General features: G+C 69.3%; 22 protein-coding genes and 3 pseudogenes. 10 read left to right on the plus strand and 15 right to left on the minus strand.

Annotated elements, in window-relative coordinates; translation table 11 throughout:
• Window positions 1-10: 10 nt before the first annotated feature.
• The 4 genes from JRI60_RS44265 (at window position 11) to JRI60_RS44280 (ending at window position 3,684) form a co-directional block, all read left to right on the plus strand.
• Window positions 11-892: a c-type cytochrome gene (locus JRI60_RS44265; RefSeq protein ID WP_204222090.1), complete on the plus strand. Its 882-nt coding sequence runs from the start codon at window positions 11-13 to the stop codon at window positions 890-892.
• Between the two features lie 2 nt (window positions 893-894).
• Window positions 895-2,664: a cupredoxin gene (locus tag JRI60_RS44270; protein ID WP_239470083.1), complete on the plus strand. Its 1,770-nt coding sequence runs from the start codon at window positions 895-897 to the stop codon at window positions 2,662-2,664.
• Window positions 2,665-2,764: 100 nt separating this feature from the next.
• The gene (locus JRI60_RS44275; RefSeq protein ID WP_204222091.1) at window positions 2,765-3,478 is read left to right on the plus strand and encodes a YcnI family protein; all 714 of its coding nucleotides are present in this window, start codon (window positions 2,765-2,767) and stop codon (window positions 3,476-3,478) included.
• 14 nt (window positions 3,479-3,492) lie between these two features.
• Entirely contained in the window at window positions 3,493-3,684 is a 192-nt protein-coding gene (locus tag JRI60_RS44280; RefSeq protein WP_204222092.1) for a hypothetical protein, read from the plus strand.
• On the opposite strand, the gene JRI60_RS44285 is transcribed toward JRI60_RS44280, so the two are convergent.
• Window positions 3,685-4,152, minus strand: a complete 468-nt coding sequence (locus JRI60_RS44285; protein ID WP_204222093.1) for a ferritin-like domain-containing protein — start codon at window positions 4,150-4,152, stop codon at window positions 3,685-3,687. It abuts the gene before it with no gap.
• 182 nt (window positions 4,153-4,334) lie between these two features.
• Here JRI60_RS44285 and JRI60_RS44290 point away from each other — a divergent pair, with 182 nt between their 5' ends.
• Window positions 4,335-4,649 carry a hypothetical protein gene (locus tag JRI60_RS44290; protein ID WP_204222094.1) on the plus strand — a complete coding sequence of 105 codons (315 nt, stop codon included), beginning with the start codon at window positions 4,335-4,337 and terminating at the stop codon, window positions 4,647-4,649.
• Between the two features lie 63 nt (window positions 4,650-4,712).
• Here the strand turns inward: JRI60_RS44290 and JRI60_RS44295 are convergent, their stop codons facing one another.
• Complete coding sequence (locus JRI60_RS44295) at window positions 4,713-5,027, minus strand: hypothetical protein (RefSeq protein ID WP_204222095.1); 315 nt, start codon at window positions 5,025-5,027, stop codon at window positions 4,713-4,715.
• Window positions 5,028-5,187: 160 nt separating this feature from the next.
• Between JRI60_RS44295 and JRI60_RS44300 the strand changes: the two genes are divergently transcribed.
• A complete protein-coding gene (locus tag JRI60_RS44300) occupies window positions 5,188-5,622 on the plus strand; it encodes a CBS domain-containing protein (RefSeq protein ID WP_204222096.1) in 435 nt (144 codons plus the stop codon).
• A gap of 67 nt (window positions 5,623-5,689) precedes the next feature.
• On the opposite strand, the gene JRI60_RS44305 is transcribed toward JRI60_RS44300, so the two are convergent.
• Together JRI60_RS44305 and JRI60_RS55230 are read right to left on the minus strand one after the other, a co-directional pair.
• Window positions 5,690-6,412: an immunity 52 family protein gene (locus JRI60_RS44305; RefSeq protein WP_204222097.1), complete on the minus strand. Its 723-nt coding sequence runs from the start codon at window positions 6,410-6,412 to the stop codon at window positions 5,690-5,692.
• Window positions 6,409-6,570, minus strand: a pseudogene (locus JRI60_RS55230) (AHH domain-containing protein); the annotation flags it as partial. The gene JRI60_RS44305 and the pseudogene JRI60_RS55230, both read right to left, overlap by 4 nt.
• A 583-nt stretch (window positions 6,571-7,153) precedes the next feature.
• Between JRI60_RS55230 and JRI60_RS44310 the strand changes: the two are divergent.
• The 3 genes and pseudogenes from JRI60_RS44310 (at window position 7,154) to JRI60_RS44320 (ending at window position 9,035) form a co-directional block, all read left to right on the plus strand.
• The gene (locus JRI60_RS44310; RefSeq protein WP_204222098.1) at window positions 7,154-7,819 is read left to right on the plus strand and encodes a hypothetical protein; all 666 of its coding nucleotides are present in this window, start codon (window positions 7,154-7,156) and stop codon (window positions 7,817-7,819) included.
• A 137-nt stretch (window positions 7,820-7,956) separates the two neighbouring features.
• Window positions 7,957-8,278: pseudogene (locus JRI60_RS44315) on the plus strand (tyrosine-type recombinase/integrase); the annotation flags it as partial.
• Between the two features lie 484 nt (window positions 8,279-8,762).
• Window positions 8,763-9,035: a hypothetical protein gene (locus JRI60_RS44320; RefSeq protein WP_204222099.1), complete on the plus strand. Its 273-nt coding sequence runs from the start codon at window positions 8,763-8,765 to the stop codon at window positions 9,033-9,035.
• A gap of 313 nt (window positions 9,036-9,348) precedes the next feature.
• Here JRI60_RS44320 and JRI60_RS44325 read toward each other — a convergent pair whose 3' ends face one another.
• The 7 genes and pseudogenes from JRI60_RS44325 to JRI60_RS44355 form a co-directional block, all read right to left on the minus strand.
• Complete coding sequence (locus JRI60_RS44325; protein ID WP_204222100.1) at window positions 9,349-9,699, minus strand: DUF2019 domain-containing protein; 351 nt, start codon at window positions 9,697-9,699, stop codon at window positions 9,349-9,351.
• Window positions 9,699-10,010: pseudogene (locus tag JRI60_RS44330) on the minus strand (AHH domain-containing protein); the annotation flags it as partial. The gene JRI60_RS44325 and the pseudogene JRI60_RS44330, both read right to left, overlap by 1 nt.
• A 434-nt stretch (window positions 10,011-10,444) precedes the next feature.
• A complete protein-coding gene (locus JRI60_RS44335) occupies window positions 10,445-14,194 on the minus strand; it encodes an FG-GAP-like repeat-containing protein (RefSeq protein ID WP_204222101.1) in 3,750 nt (1,249 codons plus the stop codon).
• Between the two features lie 11 nt (window positions 14,195-14,205).
• Window positions 14,206-15,699 (minus strand): hypothetical protein, encoded by a 1,494-nt coding sequence (locus tag JRI60_RS54810; protein ID WP_275439069.1) that lies wholly within the window; start codon window positions 15,697-15,699, stop codon window positions 14,206-14,208.
• Window positions 15,700-15,755: 56 nt separating this feature from the next.
• Window positions 15,756-17,147: a DUF1501 domain-containing protein gene (locus JRI60_RS44345; protein ID WP_204222102.1), complete on the minus strand. Its 1,392-nt coding sequence runs from the start codon at window positions 17,145-17,147 to the stop codon at window positions 15,756-15,758.
• Window positions 17,148-17,167: 20 nt separating this feature from the next.
• A complete protein-coding gene (locus JRI60_RS44350) occupies window positions 17,168-17,827 on the minus strand; it encodes a hypothetical protein (RefSeq protein ID WP_204222103.1) in 660 nt (219 codons plus the stop codon).
• Entirely contained in the window at window positions 17,827-19,854 is a 2,028-nt protein-coding gene (locus JRI60_RS44355; RefSeq protein ID WP_239470084.1) for a DUF1585 domain-containing protein, read from the minus strand. Before JRI60_RS44355 ends, JRI60_RS44350 begins: the two co-directional genes overlap by 1 nt.
• Window positions 19,855-20,022: 168 nt before the next feature.
• Between JRI60_RS44355 and JRI60_RS44360 the strand changes: the two genes are divergently transcribed.
• Window positions 20,023-20,589: a DUF420 domain-containing protein gene (locus tag JRI60_RS44360; RefSeq protein ID WP_204222104.1), complete on the plus strand. Its 567-nt coding sequence runs from the start codon at window positions 20,023-20,025 to the stop codon at window positions 20,587-20,589.
• 22 nt (window positions 20,590-20,611) lie between these two features.
• Here JRI60_RS44360 and JRI60_RS44365 read toward each other — a convergent pair whose 3' ends face one another.
• The 4 genes from JRI60_RS44365 to JRI60_RS44380 are packed head-to-tail and all read right to left on the minus strand — an operon-like array spanning window position 20,612 to window position 25,074.
• Window positions 20,612-21,787: a hybrid sensor histidine kinase/response regulator gene (locus JRI60_RS44365; RefSeq protein WP_204222105.1), complete on the minus strand. Its 1,176-nt coding sequence runs from the start codon at window positions 21,785-21,787 to the stop codon at window positions 20,612-20,614.
• A complete protein-coding gene (locus JRI60_RS44370; RefSeq protein ID WP_204229360.1) occupies window positions 21,784-22,230 on the minus strand; it encodes a response regulator in 447 nt (148 codons plus the stop codon). The genes JRI60_RS44365 and JRI60_RS44370 overlap by 4 nt, the downstream gene beginning before the upstream one ends.
• Entirely contained in the window at window positions 22,230-24,467 is a 2,238-nt protein-coding gene (locus JRI60_RS44375) for an ATP-binding protein (RefSeq protein ID WP_204222106.1), read from the minus strand. Before JRI60_RS44375 ends, JRI60_RS44370 begins: the two co-directional genes overlap by 1 nt.
• Window positions 24,448-25,074 carry a biliverdin-producing heme oxygenase gene (locus JRI60_RS44380; protein WP_239470085.1) on the minus strand — a complete coding sequence of 209 codons (627 nt, stop codon included), beginning with the start codon at window positions 25,072-25,074 and terminating at the stop codon, window positions 24,448-24,450. Before JRI60_RS44380 ends, JRI60_RS44375 begins: the two co-directional genes overlap by 20 nt.
• Window positions 25,075-25,081: the final 7 nt, after the last annotated feature.

The following is a 25,081-nucleotide window of genomic DNA, read 5'->3' on the forward strand; positions in this document are numbered from 1 at the left end:
CGGGGTCACCATGGTTCCGCCTTCCTGGAAGCAGGTTCGCGGGGTGCTCGCGCTGCTGATCACCCTCGCCGGAGGCACGCTCGTCCTGCGCGCCTGGCTCGTCCAGCCGAGCCGGGAAGTGGAGTTGGGGGGACTGCGGCTGCGGCTGGAGCGGGCCGTCTGGATGCACGAGCCGACGGACCATGGAGACACGGCGCGCCTGCCCACCTCGGAGGGCGCACCTGGACCCGGACCGGGGCAGCGCCGCCTGGTCGTCGAGGTCACCGTCTTCAACCCGGGGAGGACGCCTCGGGACTTCGAGCCCGGGGAGCTCCGCCTCGCGGAGGCGGCGCGAGGGACGGTGTGGCAACCCTCGGCGGGAGGCCGTGGCGTCTTCACCCTGCGCCCCGCGGAGCTGCTGCCCGTGACGTTGAGCTTCGACGTCCCCGCCACCCAGGAGCCCGTGCGGTTGGAGTGGGAGCGTGACACGCGGCGCGAGGCCCTCCTCCTCACTCAGCGCCCCTCGAGCCCTGGCGAATCCGGGGAACAAGCCGGGTGGCCCCTGCGCGTGGAGCAGCTCCCGCCGGGCAGGGAGGCCGCGGGCTCGGCCCTCTTTCATGGACGGCTCGCCTGCACGTCCTGCCATGGCGACCTGGCACGGCCCGAGGGCCCGCGCATCGCGCCCTTCCTCGGCGACTTCGCCCGGGTGGGCGCCACCCGCGTCGCGGGCAAGAGCGCGGCGCAGTACGCCTACGAGTCGCTGCTCGACCCGAACGCCTTCATCCCCCCGGAGTGCGCCGAGCGGCAACCCTGCGCGCGGCCCACGCTCATGCCCCTGTATGGAGAGTCGCTGTCGCTCCAGGAGATGGCGGACCTCGTCAGCTACCTCATGGGCCTGCGGGGAGGGGGTTGAGCATGAGGGAGGCATGGCGGCAACGGTTGGCGCTCGCGGTGCTCCTCACGCTCGGCATGCTGGGCTGGGAGCTGTGCCTGCTGGAGCTGCTCTCGGGAGGCTTCGGTGTCCCGGCGAGCGCGCTGGCGCCCCGTCTGGCCAGGGACGCGATGCTCCTCTTCCCCCTCTGGCTGGTGGCGCTGTGGAGCACGCGTCCGGAGAAGCCACGCGACGCCGCCGCCCTGTCCTTGTGCTTCCTGCTGCTGCTGCTCCCCGTGGCCGCCGGACGTGCCCTCGTCCAGCGCTCGCAGGCGCGCCCTTCCTCGTCCGAGGCCGCGGAGGGACAGGCCGTCTCGGCGACGACCCGGACGCTGGAGGACGAGGGCCGCTTCCTCTGCGCCACGGTCAACGCGGACGTGTCCGCCGTCTCTCCGGAGCCAGCCAATGACTCGCTGGTGGCGACGGCGTGGACGGGGATGCGGGACGCGCTGCTGCTCCAGGTCCCCGTCCTTCCCCTGACGCTGCTGCTACTGCGCCGCCGCTCCAGGCCCGCCGCTTCCGAAGCACGCGCGGCCACTCCGGCGCTCGGGCCACTCATCTTCCTGGGGCTCCTCTGTGGCTGGAGCTCCGATGGAGGCCCTCCAGCACCTCGCGTCTCCTCTCCTCTGGAGCGCGAGGCAGCGTGCCGCCCCGGAGCGCCCGTGAGGACGTACTCGGTGGCGGCCATCTCCGTCGACCTTCCCCTCAATGCGCACGGAGACCATCAACCCCAGGGCCTCATGTACGTGCTGGAGGAGCGGTTGCCGGCCGTTCGTGAGCAGGAGCGGCGACCCTGGCCGGAGCGCACCGCCCCCGGGTTGCACGGCGAGCCCATCCAGCCGCTCGTGCTGCGCGCCAACCTGGGAGAGTGCCTCCTCCTTCACTTCACCAACCGGCTGGCCACGGGCCCCGCGGCGCTGCGCATCGAGGGCCTGCCAGCCACCGTGAGGGGAAGAGGCCCGGAGGGTGGCTTCGTCCCCGGCACCGCCGTCCCCCCAGGGCAGGGCCTCACGTATGTCCTCTCCCTTCCCGAGTCAGCGGAGGCGGAGGGCACCTATCTCCTTCACGACTCGGAGGAGGGAGGAGCGCGGGAGGCGCGTGGGCTCTTCGGGGCCCTCGTCCTGGAGCCAGCCGGTGCCGTGTACAGCGACGCCTCCACCGGCGAGCCGCTGCGGCATGGCGCGGGGTGGGAGGCCCTCATCGACGTCCCCACGGGCGAGCACTTCCGGGAGCTGGTGCTCCTCTACCATGCCCTGGGGCCTCCCGAGGCCGCCGACGTGCGCACCGCGAGCGGCGCCCCACTGCCCGTGCTGGACGAGATGGCGGGTCCCTTCCGGACCGGAGCATTCGGCGTCAACTACCGCAGCGAGCCCCGGTTCGATCGGGAGGAGCTCCTCCCGGAGGAGCACGAGCAGCGCCCCGCCTCTCGCCGAGGCCTGGCGACACCGGCGCTCCGCTCGTACCTGGGCGAGCCCGTCAGGCTGCGCATCGCGCACGCGGGGAGCGCGGAGTTCCATGTCCACCACCTGCACGGCGGCAACGAGCGCCGGGGCGGCGGCGAACCGCCCCGACTCCTGAGCCCGGGGCGCGGACAGACCCTCCGCCTCGGCAAGCCCGGCGACTTCCCGCGGGCGCCTGGAAGCTTCCTCGTGCATTGCCACGTCCCCAACCACTTCACCGGAGGCGAGTGGCTCGAGTGGCACGTGTTCTCCGCCCGACAGCCCGGGCTCGCCCCGCTGCCATCTCCCCGGTGAAGCAGCGGCCACGCCCCCGGGGTGCGACAACATGTCCCACCCCTCGTGGGGAACATCCAGCCTACAAGCCAGGCCGACATCCAACCCTGGAGGAACACGGATGAAGGCCCTCTCGAGCCCGCTTCTCGCCGTCGCGGTCGTCCTGCTGTGCCAGGCCGCCCATGCCCATATCTCGGTGGTCTCCGGCCCCGCCTTCGCGGGAAAGAGCCAGGAGCTCACGTTCAAGGTCGGTCACGGTTGCAATGGCGCGGACACCTACCGCGTGGAGATCCGCATCCCGGAGGGAGTGACCTCGGTGCGCCCGCTGGACTCGGTGTTTGGCAAGGCGGTCGTGGCGAAGGACGCGGCGGGGAAGGTGACGTCGGTGACCTGGACGAAGGCCGCCGCAGACGTCCTGCCCGGCGACACCCAGCTCTACAAGTTCACGCTGAGCGCCTCCCTGCCCAACGTGCCCTTCACCCCGTTGTTCTTCCCGACGATTCAATCCTGCCGGGCCGCGGACGGCACCGAGTCGACCACCGAGTGGGTGGGCACCACCACGGAGCACAACCACGGTGAGGACGCGGGCACCACGCCCACGGCGGAGCCCGCCCCCTCTGTCTTCCTCTACCCCGCGCGCCTGCCCGGCTGGAACAAGTACACCGTGGACCAGCACGTGCACGATCTCTCCGTCTTCAACGACGCACAGATCGTCTGGTCGGGAAACGCCGCCTACAGCCCCAATCCGGCCACCCTGCAACTGATTGAAAAGGAGCCGAATACCCAGACGCTCCGGGAGCTCCACCCCGGCACCGAAATCTGGGTCAAGTACTGAGCGAGGAGCCCACGATGCGTCCCATCCTCATCCTGGCCGCGCTGTCCCTGCTCTGCGCTTGCCCCTCGGGCACTCCCCCCCCGACGGACAAGCCCGGGGAGACTCCCCCCACGGGACTCCCCGCGGAGCTGAAGCCTCCCACCTCCCAGGAGCGTCCCCCCACGGGACCGGGGCTGCCGAGCGACTTGAAGCCACCGGGCCACTGATCAGGCCTGCACTTCCATCCCTTCGGCCACCCACGGGCGCTTGCGCACCGCTTCCTTGATCCACGTGATGTGCCGCTCCTCGTCACGGCGGTTCTTCTCGATGAGCGAGCGCACCTCGGGGCTCCACTCGAAGCTCAGCGCCAGCTCATAGGCCCGGTTGGAGAACTCCTCGTTGCCGAGCATCGCCACCAGCGCGGCCTCCGTCCCCATCAGGCTCGACATCGCCGTCAGGCCCCTCATCGCCGCGCCCTTCAGATCCGGCCGCAGATCCACCGCCTCGCCTCCGAACCGGAGGATGAAGGCGTTGAGGTCCTGCACGTGGCGGACATGGTCCACCCGGAACTCGTTCAGCCGCTCGCGCACCAGCGGCTCCTTCACCCGGGCAATCGCCGCGTCGTACGCCCCCACCGCGTCCACATCGAGCTGAGCCAGGCTGCGTAGCTTCTCCACCTCGGACTTGCGTGCCATCTCGTCCTCCCCCCCTCCATGAAAATCGACCCGGGCAATGTGCGTGGGCCCGCCCGCACGGCCAACCCCACCGCCACCGCGCCCGCTCGGACAGCAGGCAGGAGGGCTTCGCCCCGATGTCTCTTCACGGCCCGCGCCGTGCGCACCTTCCCTCCGTACCGCTCACAACGGAGGCACCTGCCATGAAGAACGAAGACGTCGTCACCACCAATGTCGAGCTGCGGACGCGGCGCATTCCCTCCATCGGCTTCCTCGGCGTCGCCATCGGGTGCATGGCCGCCAGCGCCCTGCTGATGGTCACCGGCCGCAAGAACTGGGCGAACTTCGTCGGACAGTGGGCACCCACCATCCTCATCCTCGGCACCTACAACAAGATCGCCAAGACGTTCTCCGCCCCCATCGACGAGCACGAGCGCGTCCGCCACGGCGACCATGCCTCCCTGCTGAAGTCTCCCGAGGAGCTCACCCGCCAGATGTCTCCGCGGCCCGTGAGCTGAACCACGGAAGCACCTCCCCTCACCCCGTCCCTCTCCCAGGGGGAGAGGGGTGGGGGGGGCACCTCAGGCCCTCGCGGGGCTCGCTCCGGAGGGCACCTGGCTCTGGCTCTCGCCCTGCCGCTCCGCTCGCCGGTGCTTCATCACGATGATGATTCCCACCATCGCGCTCACCAACATCAGCGCGTTCGTCACCACGAACACCCAGTTGTGGACCATCAGGCTGTAGAGGGTGAAGCCCGTGGACGCGGTGATCTGCCCCACGAAGAGCCACTTCGACACGCCCTTGCTCGTGCCCGACTTCCACTGCTTGTACACCTGATTCCCGATGGTCAGCACCAACACGAATGAGCTGAACCATCCGATGGCTTCGCTCCTCATACCCTCAACGATGCGCATGTCCTGCGGGACAGGACGGACCCTCCCCCGGGGGACGGGCGGGCGGGCAGGTGGGCAGCGGCGGGGAATTCGCGGCACACGCGCCGGAGCGGACACACCCTCCCTCCGATGACTCCCAACCCGCAGCCACGAGGTGCGTCCCATGAAGATCCGTGACGTGATGACGCCGGACGCCGTCGCCGCCCACCCGGAGACGACGCTGATGGCCGCCGCCGAGATGATGCGCCTGCTCAACGTGGGCTCCCTCCCCGTCCTGGACGGCGAGCGCGTCGTCGGCATCATCACCGACCGCGACATCGTCGTGCGAGGCCTCGCCCTGGGCTTCAACCCCCGGAACGCCTCCGTCGCGGACGTGATGACGCGCAACGTGCAGACGTGCTCCGTGGACGAGGACGTCGAGGACGTCGCCCATCAGATGCGCGAGCTCCAGGTGCGCCGCCTGCTCGTCGTGGACGAGCGCGAGCGGCTCGTCGGCATCGTCTCCCTGGGGGACCTCGCCATGGAGATGGAGGATCAGACGCTCGCCGGGCGGGTGCTCGAGGGAATCTCCGAGCCACCCGTGTCCCTGGCGCACTGAGGGTCAGGCCTTTGCGCCAGCCCGCCCGAGCCCGTGTCGTGCGCGGGAGCAACCTACGGCCATGCAGTCAACCTGCCGGCCAGGGCTGCAATGGCCGCAGCAACCCGGCCCGGTCCAGCAACTCGTGGACGCGAGCGGCCAGCGCGACGTGCTCCGGGTTGAAGGCAGTGAACCGCTCGGGAGTGAGGATGACGAGGGTGCCCTTGTCCTCCACAGGCTCGATGCGCACGGGGGCAGGCAGAGGGGGCACGGTGCCTCGCAGCCGCGAGAAGTACATCACCCAGCCCACCGAGGTACCTGCAGGTATGACCTGCTCTGAAACGAGGTCGTCGTATTGATGAGAGGTGACCACTCCCCACTCCGGCTCCCATGCCAGGGCCATGGCACGCAATACCTCGGTCATGACCGGAGCAGTCAGCACCCGTTCCCCGACAGGACCTTCATCGAAGGGCTTGAGCACGCAGTTGGATGGAAGCAAGGTTTCAACTGAACCGCACGCCGCTCCAGCGGAGGAGGTTTCCTCCTGGCTGTCGCCCGTCCACAGCCGGAACCTGAAGCCATCATCGCGCTGATGTTCCTCCTGTGCGAACAGTTTCTGGAAGCTCGCGGCGTTTGGAGTGAACTGGCGTTTGCGCGCCTCCTCGAAGGAGTTTGCCGGCTGGTACCAGCGGTTCCACGCTGGGTCGCAGCGCCCCAGGAGGTGGAAGAAACGCTCCGCGCGGCGTGCACAAGCCTCAGCGGATTCGGACCGGGCGAGCCAATAGGAGCCCGCGTAATAGGTTTCTATCATTGAACGGCTACTCCTCGTGGGGTCGGAGAAACATGGACGACCTCAATGGGGAGGCGCTCTTCCTTGAACATCTTCCTGAGTGCACCCGCGAGTTTCTCTTCAGCGACGATCCACCGAATGGGTGTTCCATTGGCGGCTTTGAACTGGCGCTTCGCCTGAGCTTGCCTTGGCCTGTGTCGAGGCGGACGACCTTCGTTGGGGTGCTGCACCCGGCGAGGGATGCGACCAGTAGAAGAACGACCCAGCGCCGCATGTGTGGAGCCTCTTGGCCATGGCCCCCGCGAGCCGGGAACGCAAACCGAGATTACAGAAGAGCCCCCAGAGCATGAACAGTGGAAGCGGCGGGAATCGAACCCGCGCCGGGCGGTGGGAGTCGATATCCCGCCGCGTCCCCTGGTGTCCCGCCCTGTTCCAGCCCGTTCCGCAGGCTCACGCGACATGGACGCAACATGGCGGGGGAGGTGAAGACCGACAATTCAGAGCGCGAGGGCAAGTACGAGACGCGCCGCGGGTCGTTCTCGTCATCTGGGCTGGCGGTTGAGGTCTGGCAGCATGCCAGCGCCCTCCTACTGTAGGTTCAACGGGTGCGAGGTGGTCGTGCCGAACAGCGCATTGCCGGGTACGCACGAAGTGAGAAGCGTGGGGCAGCGTTGCTCCTTGACACTCGCGCGCTGTCACGGCCACGCTGCGACGATGACAAATACTCGTCACAGAGGTTCCCTTCGACAAGCGCTGGCTGTAGTGACTGCGTTCGCGCTCCTGCTCGGCATCGGCAACGAGGCTGAGGCTCAACAAACGGGCAAAACGACCCGATACTGGGATTGTGCCAAACCAAGCGCTGCGTGGACTGGGAAAGCCTCAGTTACCAGTCCGGTTAAAGCTTGCGCCAAGGATGGCGTCACCGTGCTCGGTCCGGATGTGCAAAGCGGTGCGAATGGTGGTACTGCCTTCGCGTGCAACAACAATCAGCCGTGGGCTGTGAATTCAATTTTGTCGTATGGGTTTGTCGCGGCGCATGTGCTCGGCGGGTCAGAAGCCACTTGGAGCTGCGCCTGTTATGAATTGACATTCACCAGCGGGCCCGTGAATGGCAAGAAGATGGTGGTTCAGGTGGTCAATACGGGAGGGAATTTGGGTGAGAACCGTTTCGACCTGCTAATTCCTGGCGGGGGTGTTGGCATTTTCAACGCCTGTCAGAGTCAGTGGGGTGCTCCAGCCGATGGTTGGGGTGCCAGATACGGCGGCGTCAGCACTCGCGCTCAGTGCGACACGCTGCCGACTCAATTGAGGCCGGGCTGTCAGTGGCGATTCGATTGGTTCCTGAACGCGGATAATCCTAGCGTGAGCTTCAAGCAGGTCACCTGTCCATCCGCAATCACCAATAAAACTGGCTGCATCCGCAAGTAAGAGCAGGCGAACGTATCGTTGACCACCTGCGCGGGCCGGGTTCCTACGGGGACTCGGCCCTTTGCTTTCTGTGGGAGTGAGCGGGCGAATCAGCTCGGTACGAGCCCGGATTGCGTGTGCACTCTGGGGGCTACACCCAGCGGGTCATCCCGCAGGCCCCGCGCGTGAAGCTCTTCGGGAAGGTGCCGAAGGCTGCCTTCGACTTCCTGAACTTCGACGAAGCCGAGCGGCTTGTCGCCGCCGCTGACCTGGAGTGGCGTCCCGTGCTGCTCGTCGCGCTCAAGGCGGGGCTGCGGCTGGGGGAGCTAATCGGGCTCCAGTGGGACCGACCTGGACTGGCAGCGGAGCACCCTCCACGTTCGCCGGACTATCTGGCGCGGGGTGGAGGGCTTGCCGAAGGGCGGGCGTGAGCGGGCGGTCGAGCTGCCTGCGTCCGTGGTGGATGCCCTCAAGGCACACCTGTCGCGGTGCTCGACGCGCCCTTTGCGCCGGCACGCGACATAGACGCAATACGGCTGGAAGGTGCTGCTAACCAGCCGTGATCACGGCCTGAAAATGTGGAGGCGGCGGGAATCGAAGCCGCCAAGGCCGGATCCGCCTCCACTCGAGAACAGAGGCACACCCCCCGTTTTCCCTCTGAAAATGGGGCGCCCATCTGTCCGGGCGAGTCCATGCGCGTCCGTTCGATTTGGTCCTTTTTTGGTCCCCTTGGACCCCTCGCCGGGCTAGAGCGGCGAGCCTTCCGGGCCCTCCGGCTGTCTTCTGGCGCCAATGCCTTAGCCTACTATTGCCGCGTCCTGGTGGCCTCCACCGGCCCGAGCTTCGGCTGCCGCGCCCTGTGGCTCTCCCGGATCGCCTTCGTTTCGGTCCTTGGTTCCCTGGAGCCCTGGGCTACGACGAACTGCACAACTTTCAATGCACTAATAGGAGCGCTGTTACTTCCATGGAACACACCAACAAACAGGACGTGCTAGCAGAACTTTGTCCTGGCGGCTCTTTGGTCGGGTGGAACGCATGGACGCGAAAAGCAGGACAAGGCTTCATCGATCAAGACTCTGACTTCATCCCACCCGAAAACGGCGGCGAACCAGAAGAATACGAACACTTCTACAAACTTAGTGACTTCGGGGTGGATTACGCGCGACCGCGCTTGAGTCAATTGGCCGAAATTGTCCGCCTTGCAGGAAGCCTCGATAAGACTTGGGCTTTTCGCTGATCAACGGCATCCATCACAGAGACCACACATGAGCAACGAAGATAAAATCGCCGCACTGGAAGACAGGTTGAAACAAATTCGCGCCAACAATGGGGGAAATCAAACAGGAGTTTATTCAAGCCGTCGTGCCTTGGCTTGAGCCGTGGCATTTGAAAACCCGCTGTTAAAGGACGCTGGAACCGTGATGACTGAGCGCGACGCAGCCAAGCTCGAAATGGCAAGGCAGGCCGTCAAAAAGCCATGAGATGAAAACCAAGTAAAGGTGCGGGAGATCCAACCAAACACAGGCCACATCTCCCGTCTTGCGCGGCACCTAATCAACATCCAATTTCCAAGTGCCCTCGCCCCAATACTTCAGAACGCGAGACGCCAAGAAAGGAACCATGCCTTTCCCCTTGGCCGCTTCCTCGAGGACGGGCTTTGCCTGCTCGGGTCTATCACTGAGCAAACAGGCCGCCGCGTTGACTCGAACATCCATGCGCGGATGCGCTAACAGTCCCGCGAGCGCATCCCTCCCAGCCTCGCCCTGGTCGCGTAGCTTCTTGTAGGCAGCTATGTATCGCTTCGCATACTTGTTCCCGCCCTTACGGTCGCCGCGCATGATCGCCTCAGTCTGCGCCGCTACATTTTGGGCGAAGTCCTCCACGATGCTGCCCAGATCCATTACCACCCCCCATTCTTGATGTTCTCAATTGCAAGCAAGGCAAAATCTCGCTGCGCCTCGTAGGATTGAGTGCTGAGCCATTGCCTCACCGTCAGGCGTGAGGACTTGGTGGCGGTCCACTGGATGGACGAATAGAAGGCGCTCACCTCGTCATGCAGCGGCTTGTCTAGAGCAATGACATTCTCGGTGTTGTGTATAGCCTCGCCTCCAAATCGCTTGACGTTCCCTTTGGTCTGCTCAACCAGGTGATGCCACTCCTTGCCTTTGCCCGCTGGCCCCATGGCCGACTTGAAGCCACTAAACGACCCCCACGGCGACTGCGGGCCAGGGGACTAATGCGACTCGACCACCCATCAATGCCTGTTGGACTTCGGTCCTTGGCCTGAATGCAAAGCCGACTGCCACTGTCGCGGGAGAGATTTGTGATGGCGGCTCCTGCAGGCCTGGTTGCCGCTCGAACTGCGAGTGCCCGTATCCGAGTGTCTGTTACAGCTCGACCTGGACGTGCGGCCCAGACTTTGGCCCATTCCCCCCTGCACTCCCGGCTGTAACGGTTGCCCCTGACGCGGGGACGAGCCTCGGCGGCGAGTGTCTATGTCAGGAAGCTCAGCACCTCGCGCGCGCGACGCTCCAGGCTCTCTCGTATCGCGTCGCACGCCGTGGCGTGTGGCACCACGCACTGGAAGGGAGAAGCCCTCCAGGAAGGCGTGCCGGGGTTGCGTTCAATTGTACTCGGCTGGAGGGTCTAGAAGCCGAGCGGCACCAGGTAGGCCGTGCCGTTCTGCGTGCCCGTGCGGTAGCTGAGCGGCGCGCCGACGACGAGGGTGGGCGGGATGCTTCCGCTCCCCGCCACCAGCGCCAGATCGCTCCCGAAGTTGGAGCGCTCCGTCACGTCGCCCGTCAGCGTCAGCAGCGGCGAGACCGGGCCCGTGGTCGTGGGCCCGCCCGCGTAGACGAACACCGCGCCGCCGCCGTCCGAGGCCACCGACGCGCCCGGTGCGCTCACCACCAGCTCCGGCGCGCCGTCGCCCGTCAGGTCCACCCCACCGGCCAGCGCCGTGCCGAAGCCCACCGCGCGCGAGCGGTGCACCAGCACCTTGGGAATCAGCGCGCTGTCCATGGCGCCCACCACCGTCTCACCCGAGGCCGGCCGGCGGCTCACCAGCTGCGCGATGTCGAACAGCAGCACCGCGGGCTGCGTCACGCCGTCGTACGTCACGTTCGCCGCGCTCACCGCCAGGTAGTCCGCGCCCGTCTTGCCCAGCACGCGGCCCGCGCGCGTCGTCGCCACGCCCAGGCCGATGAAGTTCATGCCCACTTCCGAGTCCGCCGCCAGCCGCACCGTGGAGGGCACCTTGCGCGTGCCACACTTCACCCCGGCCGGGTCGTAACCGAACGCCACCACCACGCCGCCGCGCTGGGCGTTGTCCGTGTAACGCCACGCCACCTCGTCGCAGCCATCCGCGTTCAGGTCTCCCAGCACCGCCGGCGCCGACGTCTGCTGCACCAGCGAGGGCGGCTGCCCGGGGTTGCCCGGGAGGATGAGCGTGGGCGCCGTGTAGAGCGGATCGCACCCCATGGTCAGCTTGCCCGGCGAGACGTCGTCCGGAGCGCGGCCCGGCAGGATGTCGATGCCGTTGGTGCGCAGCATCGCGATGTCCTGCTTGCCATCCCCGTTGAAGTCGAAGCCGCCCAACACCCCGCGCCCCATGCTCCGGCGCGTGCAGTTGCCGGTGTTGCCCACGGCCGTGCACCCCTCGATGGTGCCCGGCGCCCACAGCCGGTAGGCGGGCTTGAAGGTTCCATCCGCCTGGCCCAGCGACACCAGCACGCCACCGTACTGCACGCTCGCGGTGGGGAGGCACTCGGGCCGCTCCAACTGGTACACGGGGGTGATGTCGGTGGCCCGCGTGGAGGTGCCCGGCATGATGAAGCCCGGCGCGCCGATCACCGCGTCCTGGCGCCCATCGCCGTTGAAGTCCGTGAAGGCCACGTCCGTGCCCACGTTGCGCCCGGGGGCCAGCGACGAGATGCTCCCCTCGCCCGCCAGCGCGAACTTCCCGTCCTGGCCGAAGGACCAGGCGCGGCCGATGGACAGCTCGGCGCCATCCGCGTTGGCCCCACCCGAGCCGGAGAAGCCCGGCGAGCCCACCAGCGCCACCGCGGCCGTCGTGCCCCGGGCCACCGCCACCACTTCACCGAAGCGCTCCACGCTCGGCCGCGCCGGCACCATGGAGACCGAGCGCGACCACTGCGCGAGCGAGTCGCCCGTCTTGAGGAAGGCATCCACCCGCCCGGTGAAGCCCAGCCCGGGCGCGGAGGCGCGGCCCGCGAAGGCCACCAGCCCGGACCGCCCCTCCGGCAGCGGCCACGTCGCCAGCCCCACGCCGAAGACGTCCGACTTCGCCAGTCCCGGCAGGAAGGAGCTCGACTTGTTGAGCGCGGCACCGCGGCTCAGCGTGGACAGCGGATAGACGAGCACCTTGCCGCCCAGGCGCAGCGTGGTGCTCCCCGAGCCCGGGCTCGCGTAGGGCGCGCCCAGCAGCAGCTCCGGACCGGGAGTCCCGTCCACGTCCAGCACCGCCCAGCTCCGCCCCGCGTTGATGCCGGCCGCGTCGCCGTACAGCCGGGCCCAGGCCTCGTCGCGCTTCACCTGCGCGGGCGTGGCCGCGGGCTCGCCCATGGGCTTGTACGCGCTCACGTCGAAGAGCAGCGCTCCGCCCGCGTCGTTCATGTTGACCTGGCCACCGCTGGTCCTCAGGTCCGGCGAGTCCACGCGATCCGCCAGCGCCATCAGCAGCGTGGGCCGCGTCCCCTCGCCCGGCACGACGTCCAGCTTCCAGGTGCCCTCGCCATTGGTATCATTCGCGACGGTGGGCATCACGTACACGTCCGGCGACTCGCGGAAGCGCGTGCCCGAGGCCCGCGCGAAGTACACGGACACGGCCTGCACCATCGCGGAGGTGCCATCCGCGTTGTAGCGCGACGCCCTGCTCAGCGCCGCCACGTCCGGCAGCCCGTCGCCGTTGAGGTCCGCCACCTTCAGCACGCGGCCCAGCTCCGTGTTGCCACGCGACTCGGTGGTGCCCGTCTTGCTCAGGTCCAGTCCGCCCAGGCGGAGGCTCGGCAGCTCCGGCACCGCCTCGCCCGGGGTGAGCAGGTAGATGTCCACCACGCCCCGGCGCAGCGTCACCGAGCCGGACAGGTCGCCCGTGGGCGAGCCCACCACCAGGTCCACGTCCCCGTCCACGTCCACGTCCGCGAGCGCCAGACCCGCGCCGAAGGAGCCACTGCGCCCCAAGCCGGCGAGCGGCGCGCGCAGGGGCTCCGGCCCATTGGCGCCGAAGCGGTACAGGTACACCGCGCCCGCGTCGCCCGCGGTGAAGTCCGCGCCCGGCGACGACACCGCCAACTCCGCCCTGCCGTCGTTGTCCAGGTCCCCGGCCACCACCGTCTCGCCGAAGCGGGCCGTGTCCGTCTCACCCGTCAGGGTCCACGTGGGCTTGTCGGGCAGCACGCCATCCCGGCTGCCCTTGTAGATGAACACCGCGCCGCCCTGGGGCCTGGCCAGGTCGCTCTCCGCCTGCCCCACCGCCACGTCCGAAATCCCATCCCCGTCGAAGTCCGCCGTCACCACCGAGGCCACGTCCGAGAGCCGTCCGTGCGCCTGGGTGTCGCGCTTGAGCTCGTCCAGGATGCGCACGGAGACGCGCGCCTTCTGGCCGGTGAAGGGATCCGCCGCCTCCAGCACCGCCAGGCCCTTCGCATCGGCCTCGGCCGAGAAGGCGCCATGGGCGATCTTCCCCGGGCCGGACACCTTGGTCCAGACCACCCGGTCACTGCCGCCCACCGTCCCCAGCGGCGCCGACGAGCCCGCCGGCACCGCCATCAGCGCCGGGTCTCCGCGCAGCTGCGCGTCCGCGCGCACCTCGAACTGGAGGACGGCCTCCTCGCCCGTGCGGCCATCCCGCACGCGCACCAGGTCCACGCCCTGCGCCGTGCCCGCCTTGTACGTGCCCGTGGACGACAGCGTGCTGCTGCCCGTCGCGTTGCGCTCCAGCGTGAAGACGGGCGTGCCCAGCTGCCCCGACACCTGCACCTGGAAGGTCGTGCCCGGCTTCACCGTGGCCCGCGCGGGCGCCACGTCGAAGCCCGTCACCACGTTCACCTGCGCCCGCGCGTCACCCGGGCAGCGGATGTCCTCCACCACCAGCGTGTCCGTCGCGGGCGTGGAGCCGGCGACGAAGCGCGACCCGCGCATCTCTCCCGACGAGCCCCCGGACTCCACGCGGAAGCTGTAGTAGCCGCTGCCTCCCGCGGCCGTCAGGGTGACGGGCTCATTCACGTGCACCCGGTCGGGGCTCGCGGTGAGGGTGAGGGGCGGCAGCCCCGAGCAGGGATTCACCGAGGGAGGCAGCTCGGTCGGCCCCTCCTCCAGGTTGCAGCCCGTGCCCAGGAGCGCGAAGGCCAGCGACGCGCGGAAGACTCGATTCATGGGGGAATGCCTCAAGGATTGGCGCCAGCAGTCGCCCAGCGCTGGATGACGGAGATGAGCTGTGGATCCAACGGACCGTCAGCGGGCATGCGCTGATCCCTCACCGCCGCGATGATGAGCGGCAGGTTGTCCTTCCACTGCTGATACGTGGACAGCTGCCGGCCCGGTCCCGAGTCGTGGCACTTCGCGCACCGCGCCACGTGGATGGGGCGGATGTCCTTGTTCCAGCCGAGCACCGACGAGGAGACGGGCTGGTACGAGAAGGAGACGGCGCGCCGGGCCTCGGTGCCGTCCGCGTAGCGCGCCACGGCGCTCAGCGTGTGCACGCCCGGTCCCAGTCCATCGAAGGAGTAGGCCTTGGGTGTCCCGTCCGCCTCCACCCCGCCGAGGCTGAAGGCCGGTCCGCTCACCGGCACGTCCACGCCCGCCACCTGGAAGGTGACGCTCTCCGGCGCATTGCCCGGCGCCACGCGCGCGCGCACCACCAGCGAGTCCTCCACCACCCGCATGCCCTCGTGCAGGCCCAGCACGCGCGGCACCGGGCCGCGGCTGAGCGCCACCGTCTCGGTGCCCAGCTGCGCCCAGACACAGCCGCTCTCGTCCGCCGTCAGCAGGCGCAGGCTGCCCGTGTCCACGCCCGAGGCCTGGCCCCACGCGTCCTTGTCCGCGTCGTACAGGAAGAGCCCGTCACCCGTCTTCACCCAGAGGAAGCGCCCCGCGGCCACCACCTGCTCTGGCGTCTCCTCCAGCGCCACCTCGCGCCACCCGTCCGCCGCGTTGCGCAGCAGCCGCTCCGACGTCAGCAGCCACGCCTCCCCCGCCCCCTTCTCCGACTCCCCCAGCCCCGCCAGTCCCACCAGGGTCTCGCCCTTGTGCAGCGACACCTGGGCCTGGCGCACCTGCCACGCCCCCGCCGCCGTCTGGATGGCGTTCCACAGCTTGTCCTCGCGGATGAACCACAGCGCCGGCGACACGCGCTCGGCCGGTGCCACCACCAGCGAGCTGATGCCCACCAGCGGCTGGCCATCCACCTTGAGCTGGGACAGCGCCCCGTCACGCAGCTGGAAGAGGCCCGAGGCATGCGCCAGCCACGCCGCGCCGTCCGGCGTCACCACCGACGCGCTCAGCCCCAGGCTCAGCGCATCCCTCCAGGGCGGGGCGATGATCCACCCCGACTGCGCCATGAAGAGACCGTTGTCCGCCTCCACCAGCGCGGAGCCCGGCCCCATCCGGAAGACGGCGCGGCCGCGTCCCGGCGTGATCGGATTGCCCGGGTGGTTCTCCAAGGGAGCCTTCGTCCCGTCCAGCCGCAGGCGGACGAGCTCGCCGGCCGCCGTCACGAAGATGCCGCCGCCCGTCTGGTCCGCGAAACCCGGCGAGGGCGCCACCTCCGCCTGGGCCGTCACCCGCGCCGGCTGGAAGGCCTCCGGCTTGGGGGTGTCCTGGGGGAGCGAGGGCTCGCAGGCCGCCAGCAGGCCCGCGAGCAGGAAGGGGTAGACCCTCACCCCAACCCTCTCCCAGGGGGAGAGGGAGCCGATACGGTACGAAGCTCGAGTGTTCATTACGCCAACAGGGCTTTGAGGGGTTCGACGCGCGTGATGCTGTAGTCCAGCTTGGCCGACGCCAGCACCGTCGCGATGATGTGCTCGGGGAGGATGCTCGTCCCGTTGGTCGGGTCCGACTGGCCCGTGGCCAGGTCCACCACGGCCGGCGCCATGCCGATGTCACCGCTCTTGCCGAACGTCAGGTTGTGCTTCAGCCCGGCGCCCATCAGCAGGCAGCTGTTCGTCAGGTGGTGGTCGCGCCCGCTCGTGGAGTTGATGGTCGGCGTGCGGGCGAACTCGGAGAACACCAGGATGGTGGTGTGGTCCATGAAGTTGCCCCCTCCCGGGTGCGCCGTCCTGCGCAGGTCGTCCACCAGCGCGCCCAGGGCGTCGAAGCCCGCGCGCTGGTTGATGGCGTGCGTCGTCTGCGTGCCGAAGTGCGTGTCCAGGCCACCGGCCAGGTTGATGGACACGCACTGGCTGATGCCCTTCTTGAGCGCCGTGGCCACCAGCGCCGCGCGTCCCGCCGCGTTGTCGTAGGGCCCCGAGGTGGGCAGACCGTAGAAGGAGCGCACCTCCGCGTTCTCCGCCAGCTCGAAGCGGAACGCGTTGTCCAGCCGGCCCGACAGCACCTGCCGCATCTGGTCCCGGCTCGTCGAGTACGTGGAGCCCACGCCACCGGCGCCGTACGCCGCCTCCTCGCAGGAGATGGGCTGGCCGCGGAAGTCCACCAGCTGCTTCTCCAGCTCGCTGTCCAGCTGCCGCGTGCTGGCCGCCAGCGTGAGCAGCAGGTCCCTCGACTGGCTCACCTTCAGCGCGTTGGCGTTGCCCGGGTAGTTGTCGTTGTACGTCTCGACGTTGTAGGCGATGGAGGGGATGGGCACCCTCGGCATCATCTGCCCCACCACCTCGGTGGCCGTGGACGAGCCGCGCGCCGCCGCGCCAATGGGGCGCTTGCCGGTGATGAAGTAGCGCATGCCCTCTTCATGCGCGAGCGTCGTCATGTTGATGCCCCGCACCACCGCCATCAGGTCGTAGTGCGCGGCGAGCCTGTCGCCCACCGCCGGACCGAAGGTGATGTTGGAGGGCGCCGCGCCCGCCCGCGTGGACGGCACGACGGGCCGGTCCGGGAAGCGCGCGTCGGTGAAGAGGTTGTAGCCCGGCTGGATGCGCGTCTCGGCGATCCGGTCGACGGTGAAGACGTCCGGGTCCCTCGGGTCGAAGGCGAGCAGCTGATCCCACCCTCCCGAGAAGTAGACGAAGACGAAGCAGCGGTCCGCGGGCGCCAGGGCCGAGGCCTGGGCGAAGGAGCGGAAGGGCAGGCCACCGAAGACGGTGGCGCCCATGAAGCCGGCGGCGGCCTTCAGGAAGGTACGGCGGCCGGTAGAGGTCTCTGGGTTCTTCTTCATGGATGCATCTCCCCGTGCCTTCAGTAGGTGAGGAAGCGCGAGTCCGTCATCAGCGCGATACACACCGCCGCCAGCGCCTGGTCTCGCTTCTGGATGGTCTCGGCGCGCGTGGCCGCCTGGGTGAAGAAGCCCACCCAGCGCGTCAGCTCCTCGCCCTGGAGCGGCGCGCCCCAGAAGCGGGTGGACAGGTAGCCGAGCAGGTCACGCACCTGCGTGTCCGACAGCTTGCGCAGGTCGGCCACCGCCCCGGTGGGCAGCGTGCGGCTGAGCACGCGTTGCGCCGGGTCGGTCAGCTTCACCTCGGCCGCCGCCTGGGTCATGCACACCTCGCGCGCCCCGTCCTCGAGGAACTTGGCGAAGACGAGGTTGGGCTCGGTGCTCTCCTGGTTGATGAGCGCGTAGTCCGGCCGTCCCAGCGAGGTGGCCAGGCCCTCGAGCCCGGCCCATGGCCGGCCCACGGCCACTTCGATGGAGCGGGCCAGCTGGTTGACGGTGACGCGGCGGGGCGAGCGCCCCACCCGGCCGTCCTGCAGCTCCGGATCCGGCAGCGGCGTCACGGACTCCGCATGCGGGTTGGTCACGGGCAGCATCTGTCCCTCCTCCGGGGGAGGAGTGGACGGGGTCTTCTCACACCCGGCGGCGCCGAGCGCGACGAGCGCGAAGATGAGCAGGCGGCGCATCAGTCGATCCTCCGGTAGGCGTCGGTCATCACCAGGCGCTCGATGAGCGCCTTGAAGCGGTGGCCGTCTCGCGCGAAGTCCTCGGCGAGCGGCTCCAGGTAGAGGCGCTTCTCCTCGGCGGACATGGGCCGGCCGAGGAACTCCTGCCAGACGCGCCGCACCGTGCAGCGCTCCAGCTCACCTGTCTGCAGCATGCGCTGCACCAGCAGCTGCGGGCCGCCGTCGATGTTCTGCTCCTCGTCCGCGGTGCGGTAGAGGTACGTCTTGAGCATGCCCAGCGAGCTGGCGCCGTCGCCGTCGTAGGCCTGCATGACGTACTGGCCGCACTCGTTGTTGCAGGTGGTGTTGCCCGACAGCGCGCAGTCACGGCACTTGGGATCGAACCGGGGGAAGTGGGACGGGTCGAGGAAGAGGGCGCCGCGCTCGGCGTAGCGGCCCCAGTGGGCGCCGGTGGGCTCGATGGTGGCGTGGCAGTAGTTGCAGCCGCAGCGCTTGGCCAGGTTGTTCTCCCGGTTGCACGCGTCCTCGGCGGCCGGCTGGCGCGCGTTGTCCGGAGGGGCGAACGACTTGCACAGGAAGGCCGCGTAGAACTGGTTGACGCGGGCGCGCTGGGTGGGGAAGCGGTAGAGGAAGGAGGGCGTGGTGAGCACGCCGGAGTGCTCGGGACCGCGCACGTACTCCTTCCAGGTGGCCGTCTCCGCGAAGGGCACCACGGGCAGCGCCTCGGCGGCCGTCGGCGCGCTGATGCTCAGCACCCCCAGGCCCTCCTGCGGGTTGCGGTAGAGCTCGGAGAGCGGGCCGTTGAGGAACGAGCGCGGCGTGGTGAGGATGTTGAAGTAGGGCTCGTCGCGGCGCACCACCGAGTCGGCGATGAGCTCGGGCTCGGCGTTGATGGAATCCACGCGCAGCTTGTGGACGTTGGCGGTGGCGTCGGCCACCTCGCAGCGCTCCATGCGATCACCACAGCCGCAGCTGCGGTCGTTGTTGAAGCGGGTGGTGGTGCAGGACTCCATCGTCCACGGGTTGGACACGCGCGTCTGCGCCTCGATGGCGCACACCCGCACCTCCGCGCCGGTGGTGCTCCAGTAGGGCGCGGGCCGAGCCACGTAGCCCTCGCGCTGGATGCAGCCATTCTGCGGCACGTAGGAGCCGTTGATGGGGAAGCCCCTGCCGTCCTTCCTCAGGACCAGGTCCACCGAGCACCGGTCGAGCCGCGTCAGGGGCGTGGAGGACGTGGGGCTGGGGTGCTTGAAGGAGACCACGCGGCCCGAGCCGTCCGTGTCCAGCACCTCCTCCGAGAGCGCGGCCGCGTTGGTCTTGGCCGGATCCGGCAGGCACAGGTGCGGCAGCAGCGTGCCGTTGGACTGGCGCCGCATGTCGCAGAAGTAGAGGTACTTGGCGGGGATGCGCCCCTTGGACACCGCCAGCTCACACGAGGTGATGGTGGCGTCGGTGGGGTTCTGGTCCAGCCGGTCGCAGCGGTAGTAGGTGGTGTCGTAGTCCCAGCTCACCGGCAGCGGCACGCCGCGCGTGTCGTAGCACGTCTTGGCGGTGGTGGGCTCGGCATGCGGATCCTGCCGCGGGCTGTTGCACGAGTCCTGGGGGATGAAGTTGTCACAGCCCTGGCCGTTGGCGCCGCGCAGCTGGCGGCTGCTGTTGCCACGCAGCGAGTACGCGTCCGTGGTGGAGCCCACGCCGGACAGGCGCGAGTTGCCGTTGTTGTTGACGCTGGAGCTCACGTTGCTCCACAGCAGCGCGCGGTGATAGGCGCGGACGCGGGAGTAGAACTCCTCCTTCTGCATGAGGGCACGGACATCCTCGACCGTCACCTCACCCTTGGCCCGAGCGGCCTGGTACTCCTCATAGGTGGGTGGACGACCGAGCAGATCCAGGGAGAGTTGGCGCAGGTGGCGCTCGAGGGGGACCTTGGACACCGGGGCACACACCTCGCCATCCGCCAGGGCGGCGGTGGAGCCCAGCAGGGCGGTGGTGACCAGGGGAGCGAGGAAGCAGCGTGCGAATCGCACGGGAACCTCCGGGGGGGCGCAGCGGGGGGAAACGACGGCGCCACTTATGCCAGGAATTCAACTTAATTGCTATATGCCCACACGACTCAGAGTGAAACAAAATGAGAAAAATGGGCCGGGAGGGCCGCGAGTTGCATGCGGGGCACAAGCAGGACAGAAAGGTGCGCCATGTCTGATGCTGCCCACGCCCCGATCACCCGGGTGAGCGACCGTAACTTCTTCATCTTCACCGCGGTGGTGTCGGCCGCCGCGCTCGCCTTCCTCGCGTACATCCTGCTGATCCGCCGGGGAGGACCGGTGGAGGGGGTGGATCTGCGCTTCCTGCCGGCGGTGAACGCGAGCTTCAACGCGCTGGCGGCGACGTTCCTGGCCGCGGGCTGGGTGGCGATCCGCCGGGGCGCACGGCGCGCGCACCAGTACCTGATGGTGTCCGCCTTCGCGTCCTCGGCGCTCTTCCTGGTGTGCTACCTGGCGTACCACTACGTGCACGGGGACACGCGCTACGCGGGGGGCGGGGTGATGCGGACGGTGTACCTGGTCATCCTGGCCAGCCACGTGCTGCTGTCGCTGTTCGTGGTGCCGGGGGCGCTGCTGGCGTTCTACTTCGCCTGGCGCGATGCCTTCGCGAGGCACCGGAAGGTGACGCGGTGGCTGGCGCCCATCTGGCTCTACGTGTCCGTGACGGGCGTGGTCATCTTCTTCATGCTGCGCGGCAGCCTGCCCGCGGTGCCCTGAACCCCTCGTCGCGAACGAGTCCTCAGGCCTGCTGTTCCGACCGCGCCTCCTCCACGCCCACCCCGCGTGGCAGGCGCATGATGAAGACGGAGCCCTGGCCCTCCTGGCTCTCCACGGACAGGGTTCCACCGTGCATCGCCACCAGGCGGTGCGCGCTGGCCAGCCCCACGCCACTGCCGGAGATGGCCGGGGCCACGTTCCTGCCCCGGCGGAAGCGCTCGAAGATGTGCGGCTGGTCCGCCGCCGGTATCCCCATTCCCCGATCCCTCACGCTCAGCCGCACCCAGCCCTCGGGCCCCGGGGACTCCTCGCTCAACTCCACGTCGATGGGACCTCCGCGCGGGCTGTACTTCACGGCGTTGCTCAGCAGGTTGTCCAACACCCGCTCCAGGCTCGCCGCGTCCCACTCGCCCTGGAAGCCCGCGCCCTCCACGTGCAGGTGCACCGGATGCGTCGCCGCCAGCGGCCCCAGCTCGTTCATCTTCGTCCGCACCAGCCCCAGCAGATCCACCGGCTCCCTCTTCAGCGGACGCTCCTGGCCCCGCGTCACCTCCAGGAAGTGGTCGATGAGCTCCCCCATCCTCTGCGTGCCACGCAGTATCTGCTCGAAGCGCGCCTCCACCCCGCCCTTGCGCACCTCCGCGGGCAACTGGCGGCGCAGCAGCTGCGTGCTCAGGAGGATGCTCTGCAACGGCCCCTTGAGGTCATGCGTGGCGATGGCGAAGAACTCGTCGCGCACCGCGAGGGCCTCGCGCGCCGCCCGCTCCGCGCGCTCCGTCTGGTGGCGGCGCTCCTCCAGCTCGCGCACCATGCGCACCGACTCCACGGCGTTGCGCAGGCTGTGGCGCAGGCGCTCCGGGGTGAAGCCCTCCTTGAGGATGTAGTCGTGGGCGCCGGACTTCATCGCCTCCACCGCCACGCGCTCGCTGCCACTGCCGGTGAAGAACACCGCCGCGGGAGCCCGCTGGCCGTACTCCTCGCGCAGCGTGCGCAGCAGGGACACCCCGTCCATGCCCGGCAGGTGATAGTCCACCACCAGGGCGTCCACCGGCGGAGCCTGGCGCAGACGCGTCAGCGCGCTCTCGGAGGAGCTGACGAGCTCCACCTCCCACTGCGACTCGGTGTCCTTCTCGAGCGACCGCCGCAACAGCGTCTGGTCCGCCAGGCTGTCATCGACGAGGAGCACACGCAGGCTCATTCCGTGGGTTCCCCCGCGCCGGGCAGCAACGCGGCGCTGAACCAGAAACACTCCAGGGCCCGCGCCGCCTCCTGCATCTCCTCGCTCCCACCGGGCTTGAAGAGGTAGCTGTTGGCCCCTCCGGCGTAGGCCCCGTCCACGTCCTGCGCGAGGCTGGAATTGGAGAAGATGATGACGGGCAGGGAGCGCAGCTCCGGATCCGCCTTGAGCTGGGAGAGCACCTCCTGGCCCCCGATGCCGGGCATGTTCAGGTCCAGCAGCACCAGCACGGGCCGGGGAGCGTCCACGTACGCCCCCCTCCGGTAGAGGTAGTCGAGCGCGGACTCCCCATCGCGCACGCGCACCACGGGCGCGAAGAGCGGCATCCTGCGGGCCACGCGAAGCAAGGCCTCGGCGTCCGGGTCACTGTCCTCCACGAGCAGCAGGGGCCGTTGCTTCTCCATCACCGGGGCCTCTCTCCCAGGGTGAAGAAGAAGGTGGAGCCCTGGTCGGCAATGGATTCCACCCAGAGCTCGCCCCCATGCAAACGGACGAGCCGGCGAGCGATGGCCAGCCCCGCCCCACTCCCTCCGCCATAGGCATGGGCGGGGTGCAGCCGGCGGAACATCTCGAAGATGGCCTCGTGGAACCGCTCGGGGATGCCGATGCCGTTGTCTCGCACATAGAAGACGTATTCATCTGGTCGGCGCCGTGCCGGTGCGGACAGGGGCTCTGCCGGGGCGACGAACCCCACCTCCACCCAGCGCGGCTCGCCGGGCCGATGGTACTTGGCGGCATTGATGAGGAGGTTGGCCCAGACCTGCTGGATGCGCACCCCATCGCATTCCACCCGGGGCAACGGACGCGGAGTCCGCACCTCCACCTGGTTCTCCCGCAGGCGGGCGGTCAGGGTGAGCAGCACCTCGTCCACCAGCGCTCCCATGTCCACCTCGCCCCAGGCCAGCTCCACGCGCCCCACCCGGCTGTACTCGAAGAGGGCGTCCAGCTGTCCCTGGGTCCGCCCGGCCAGCCACCGCACCTCCTCGAGCTGCTTGAGGCCCTCCTCGCCCAGGACGTCACCGTAATCCTCGGTGAGGAAGCCCACGTACTGCTGGATGCCCCGCAGCGGCTCCTTGAGGTCATGCGCCACGGTGCCACTGAAGGCATCCAGCTCCGCGTTGGAGCGGGCGAGGGCGGCGGCCTGGCGCAGCAGCACCCCCACCAGGGCACCGCGGAAGCTCGTGGCGGCGGCCAGGTCCGCGGGAGCCCAGGGGACGCTCACCCCGCGCACCGTCTCCCGCCAGGCGTCGAAGGAGGCGCGCGGGTGCAGGCGGCTGGCCCCGGGCCCGGGGACCACGGGCTTCTGGGGATTGCCGGCCCAGGTGACGGTGCGAACCACCTCGGGGCGGAACCAGAGGACGAAGCGCGGCGCGTCCTCGTCCAGCCGCACCGCGAGCAGACCACTGGCCACGTCCGCGTACCCGGCGGCCGGTTCGTGGAGCCGCGAGAGTCTGTCCGTGTGGAAGGCCCCCTCGAAGTGCTGCCCGGCCAGCCACCGCGCCAGCGCGTCCACCTCCGGCAGGGAGGGCGTGGCGCCCACGAGGAGGGGGGCTTCACCGAGCAACAGGGCCATGCCGCCCGCGCCGGTGAGGCCGAGCAGGAGGTCGCCCTGACGGGGGAGGGCCGTGCGCAGCGTCCCCGCCTCCGCGGAGAGCCGCCCCACGAGCTGGGACTGGAGGTCGGCGCGGCGGGCGAGCTCGGCGGACGCGGCGGCGCGCTCCTCGGACGCGAGCTGCAACGCCACCAGCCGGGCCAGCACGTCACACGCGCGGCGCGTGGCGGCCGGCACGACGAGCGGGGTGCGGTGGTGGCACGCGATGAGGCCCCACAGCCGGCCCTCGCGCACCAGCGACACGGACATGGAGGCGGCCACCGCCATGTTCGCGAGGTACTCCAGGTGCACCGGCGACACGCTGCGCAGGGCCGCCTGGGAGAGGTCCAACGGCCGCCCCAAGGAGGGGAGGACGGAGGGCACCAGCGGCACCGGGGCGGCGCGCGAGTCGGCGATGAGGCGCAGGGTGTTTCGCGTGTACAGGGCACGGGCCTGGGCGGGAATGTCGCTGGCCGGGAAGTGCATGCCCTGGAAGCTGTCCACGGCCTCGTCCCGGCTCTCCGCCACCACCTCGCCGTGCCAGTCCGCGTCGAAGCGGTACACCATCACCCGGTCGAAGCCGGTGAGCGCGCGCACCGCCTCGGCCGCCGACTGGAGCAACCCCAGCGAGCCCTGAGCGCGGGTGAGCGGCGAGAGGAGCAGCTCCACCATCGCCAGCGCCTCCTCCTCGCTGGTGAGCTCCGCGGCGGGCTCCAGCTCCAGCACGGTGAGGCCATCGCTCCGGTGCGGCAGGCCGATGAAGTGGCGGCCCGCGGCCTCGATGCGCAGCCCCCGCGCGTGGGACTGGGACGACAGGGCCCGGGTGAGGAGAACGAGCGAGGACGGATGGAGCACCTCCGCCAGGGGCTGGCCCAGCAGCGACTCCGGCGGGCGCCCCAGCATGGCGCCGGTGTTGGCGCTCACCACCCGCAGGGTGAGATCCGGCTCGGAGAAGGCCAGCAACACGCCGTGGGGCTGGATGCCCCCCAGCAGGTGGATGGGCTCGCGCTCGCACTGCGAGAGGTCGGCTTCAGAGACGGGAGGGCGCATCACCAGGAACCTCATGGACTTCGCGGAGCCAGACCTCGAAGGCCTCGAAGGTGTCCTGGGCACCTCGCACCACCCGGGGGGCGAGCGCCGGGTCCGGGCAGGCCCGGACGAGAGCCTCTCCGAAGGCCTTCCACATGGGCCCCACGGACTCCCCATACGCCCGGAAGAAGACGAAACCGCCCGCGGTCACGCCCTCGAAGTGGCGCTGGAGGTGGCGCAGGACGAGCTGTCCCCCGAGCGTCGAGCCCTCCAGGACGTAGAGGCAACCGAGCGCCTCGGGCACACCGGACAGGCAGGGGGGGCGCGTGGGCCGGGGGAGCCGCGCCAGCGTGGCCTCTTCGTGACCGAACGCACGGAGGTCCTCCGCCAGCAGGGGCAGCTTCCAACGCTCGTCCAGGCGCAGCGAGGGGAAGAGACCCTCCAGCCGCGCGGCGAGGGCCGCCTCCAGCGTGGCATGGAGACCGTAGAGCGCCTCCAGGTGGCGCCGGTATCCGGCCAGGGTGAGGTGGGGGTCCATCAGGCGCACCACACGCTCGGCGCGCTCGTGATGGGGGCGGGTTTCCGCCTTCAACGTCTGCAACAGGGTACGGGGCTCGGAAGAGAACAAGGCTCCC

The organism is Archangium violaceum, from assembly GCF_016887565.1.
Taxonomy (GTDB): Bacteria; Myxococcota; Myxococcia; order Myxococcales; family Myxococcaceae; genus Archangium; species Archangium violaceum_B.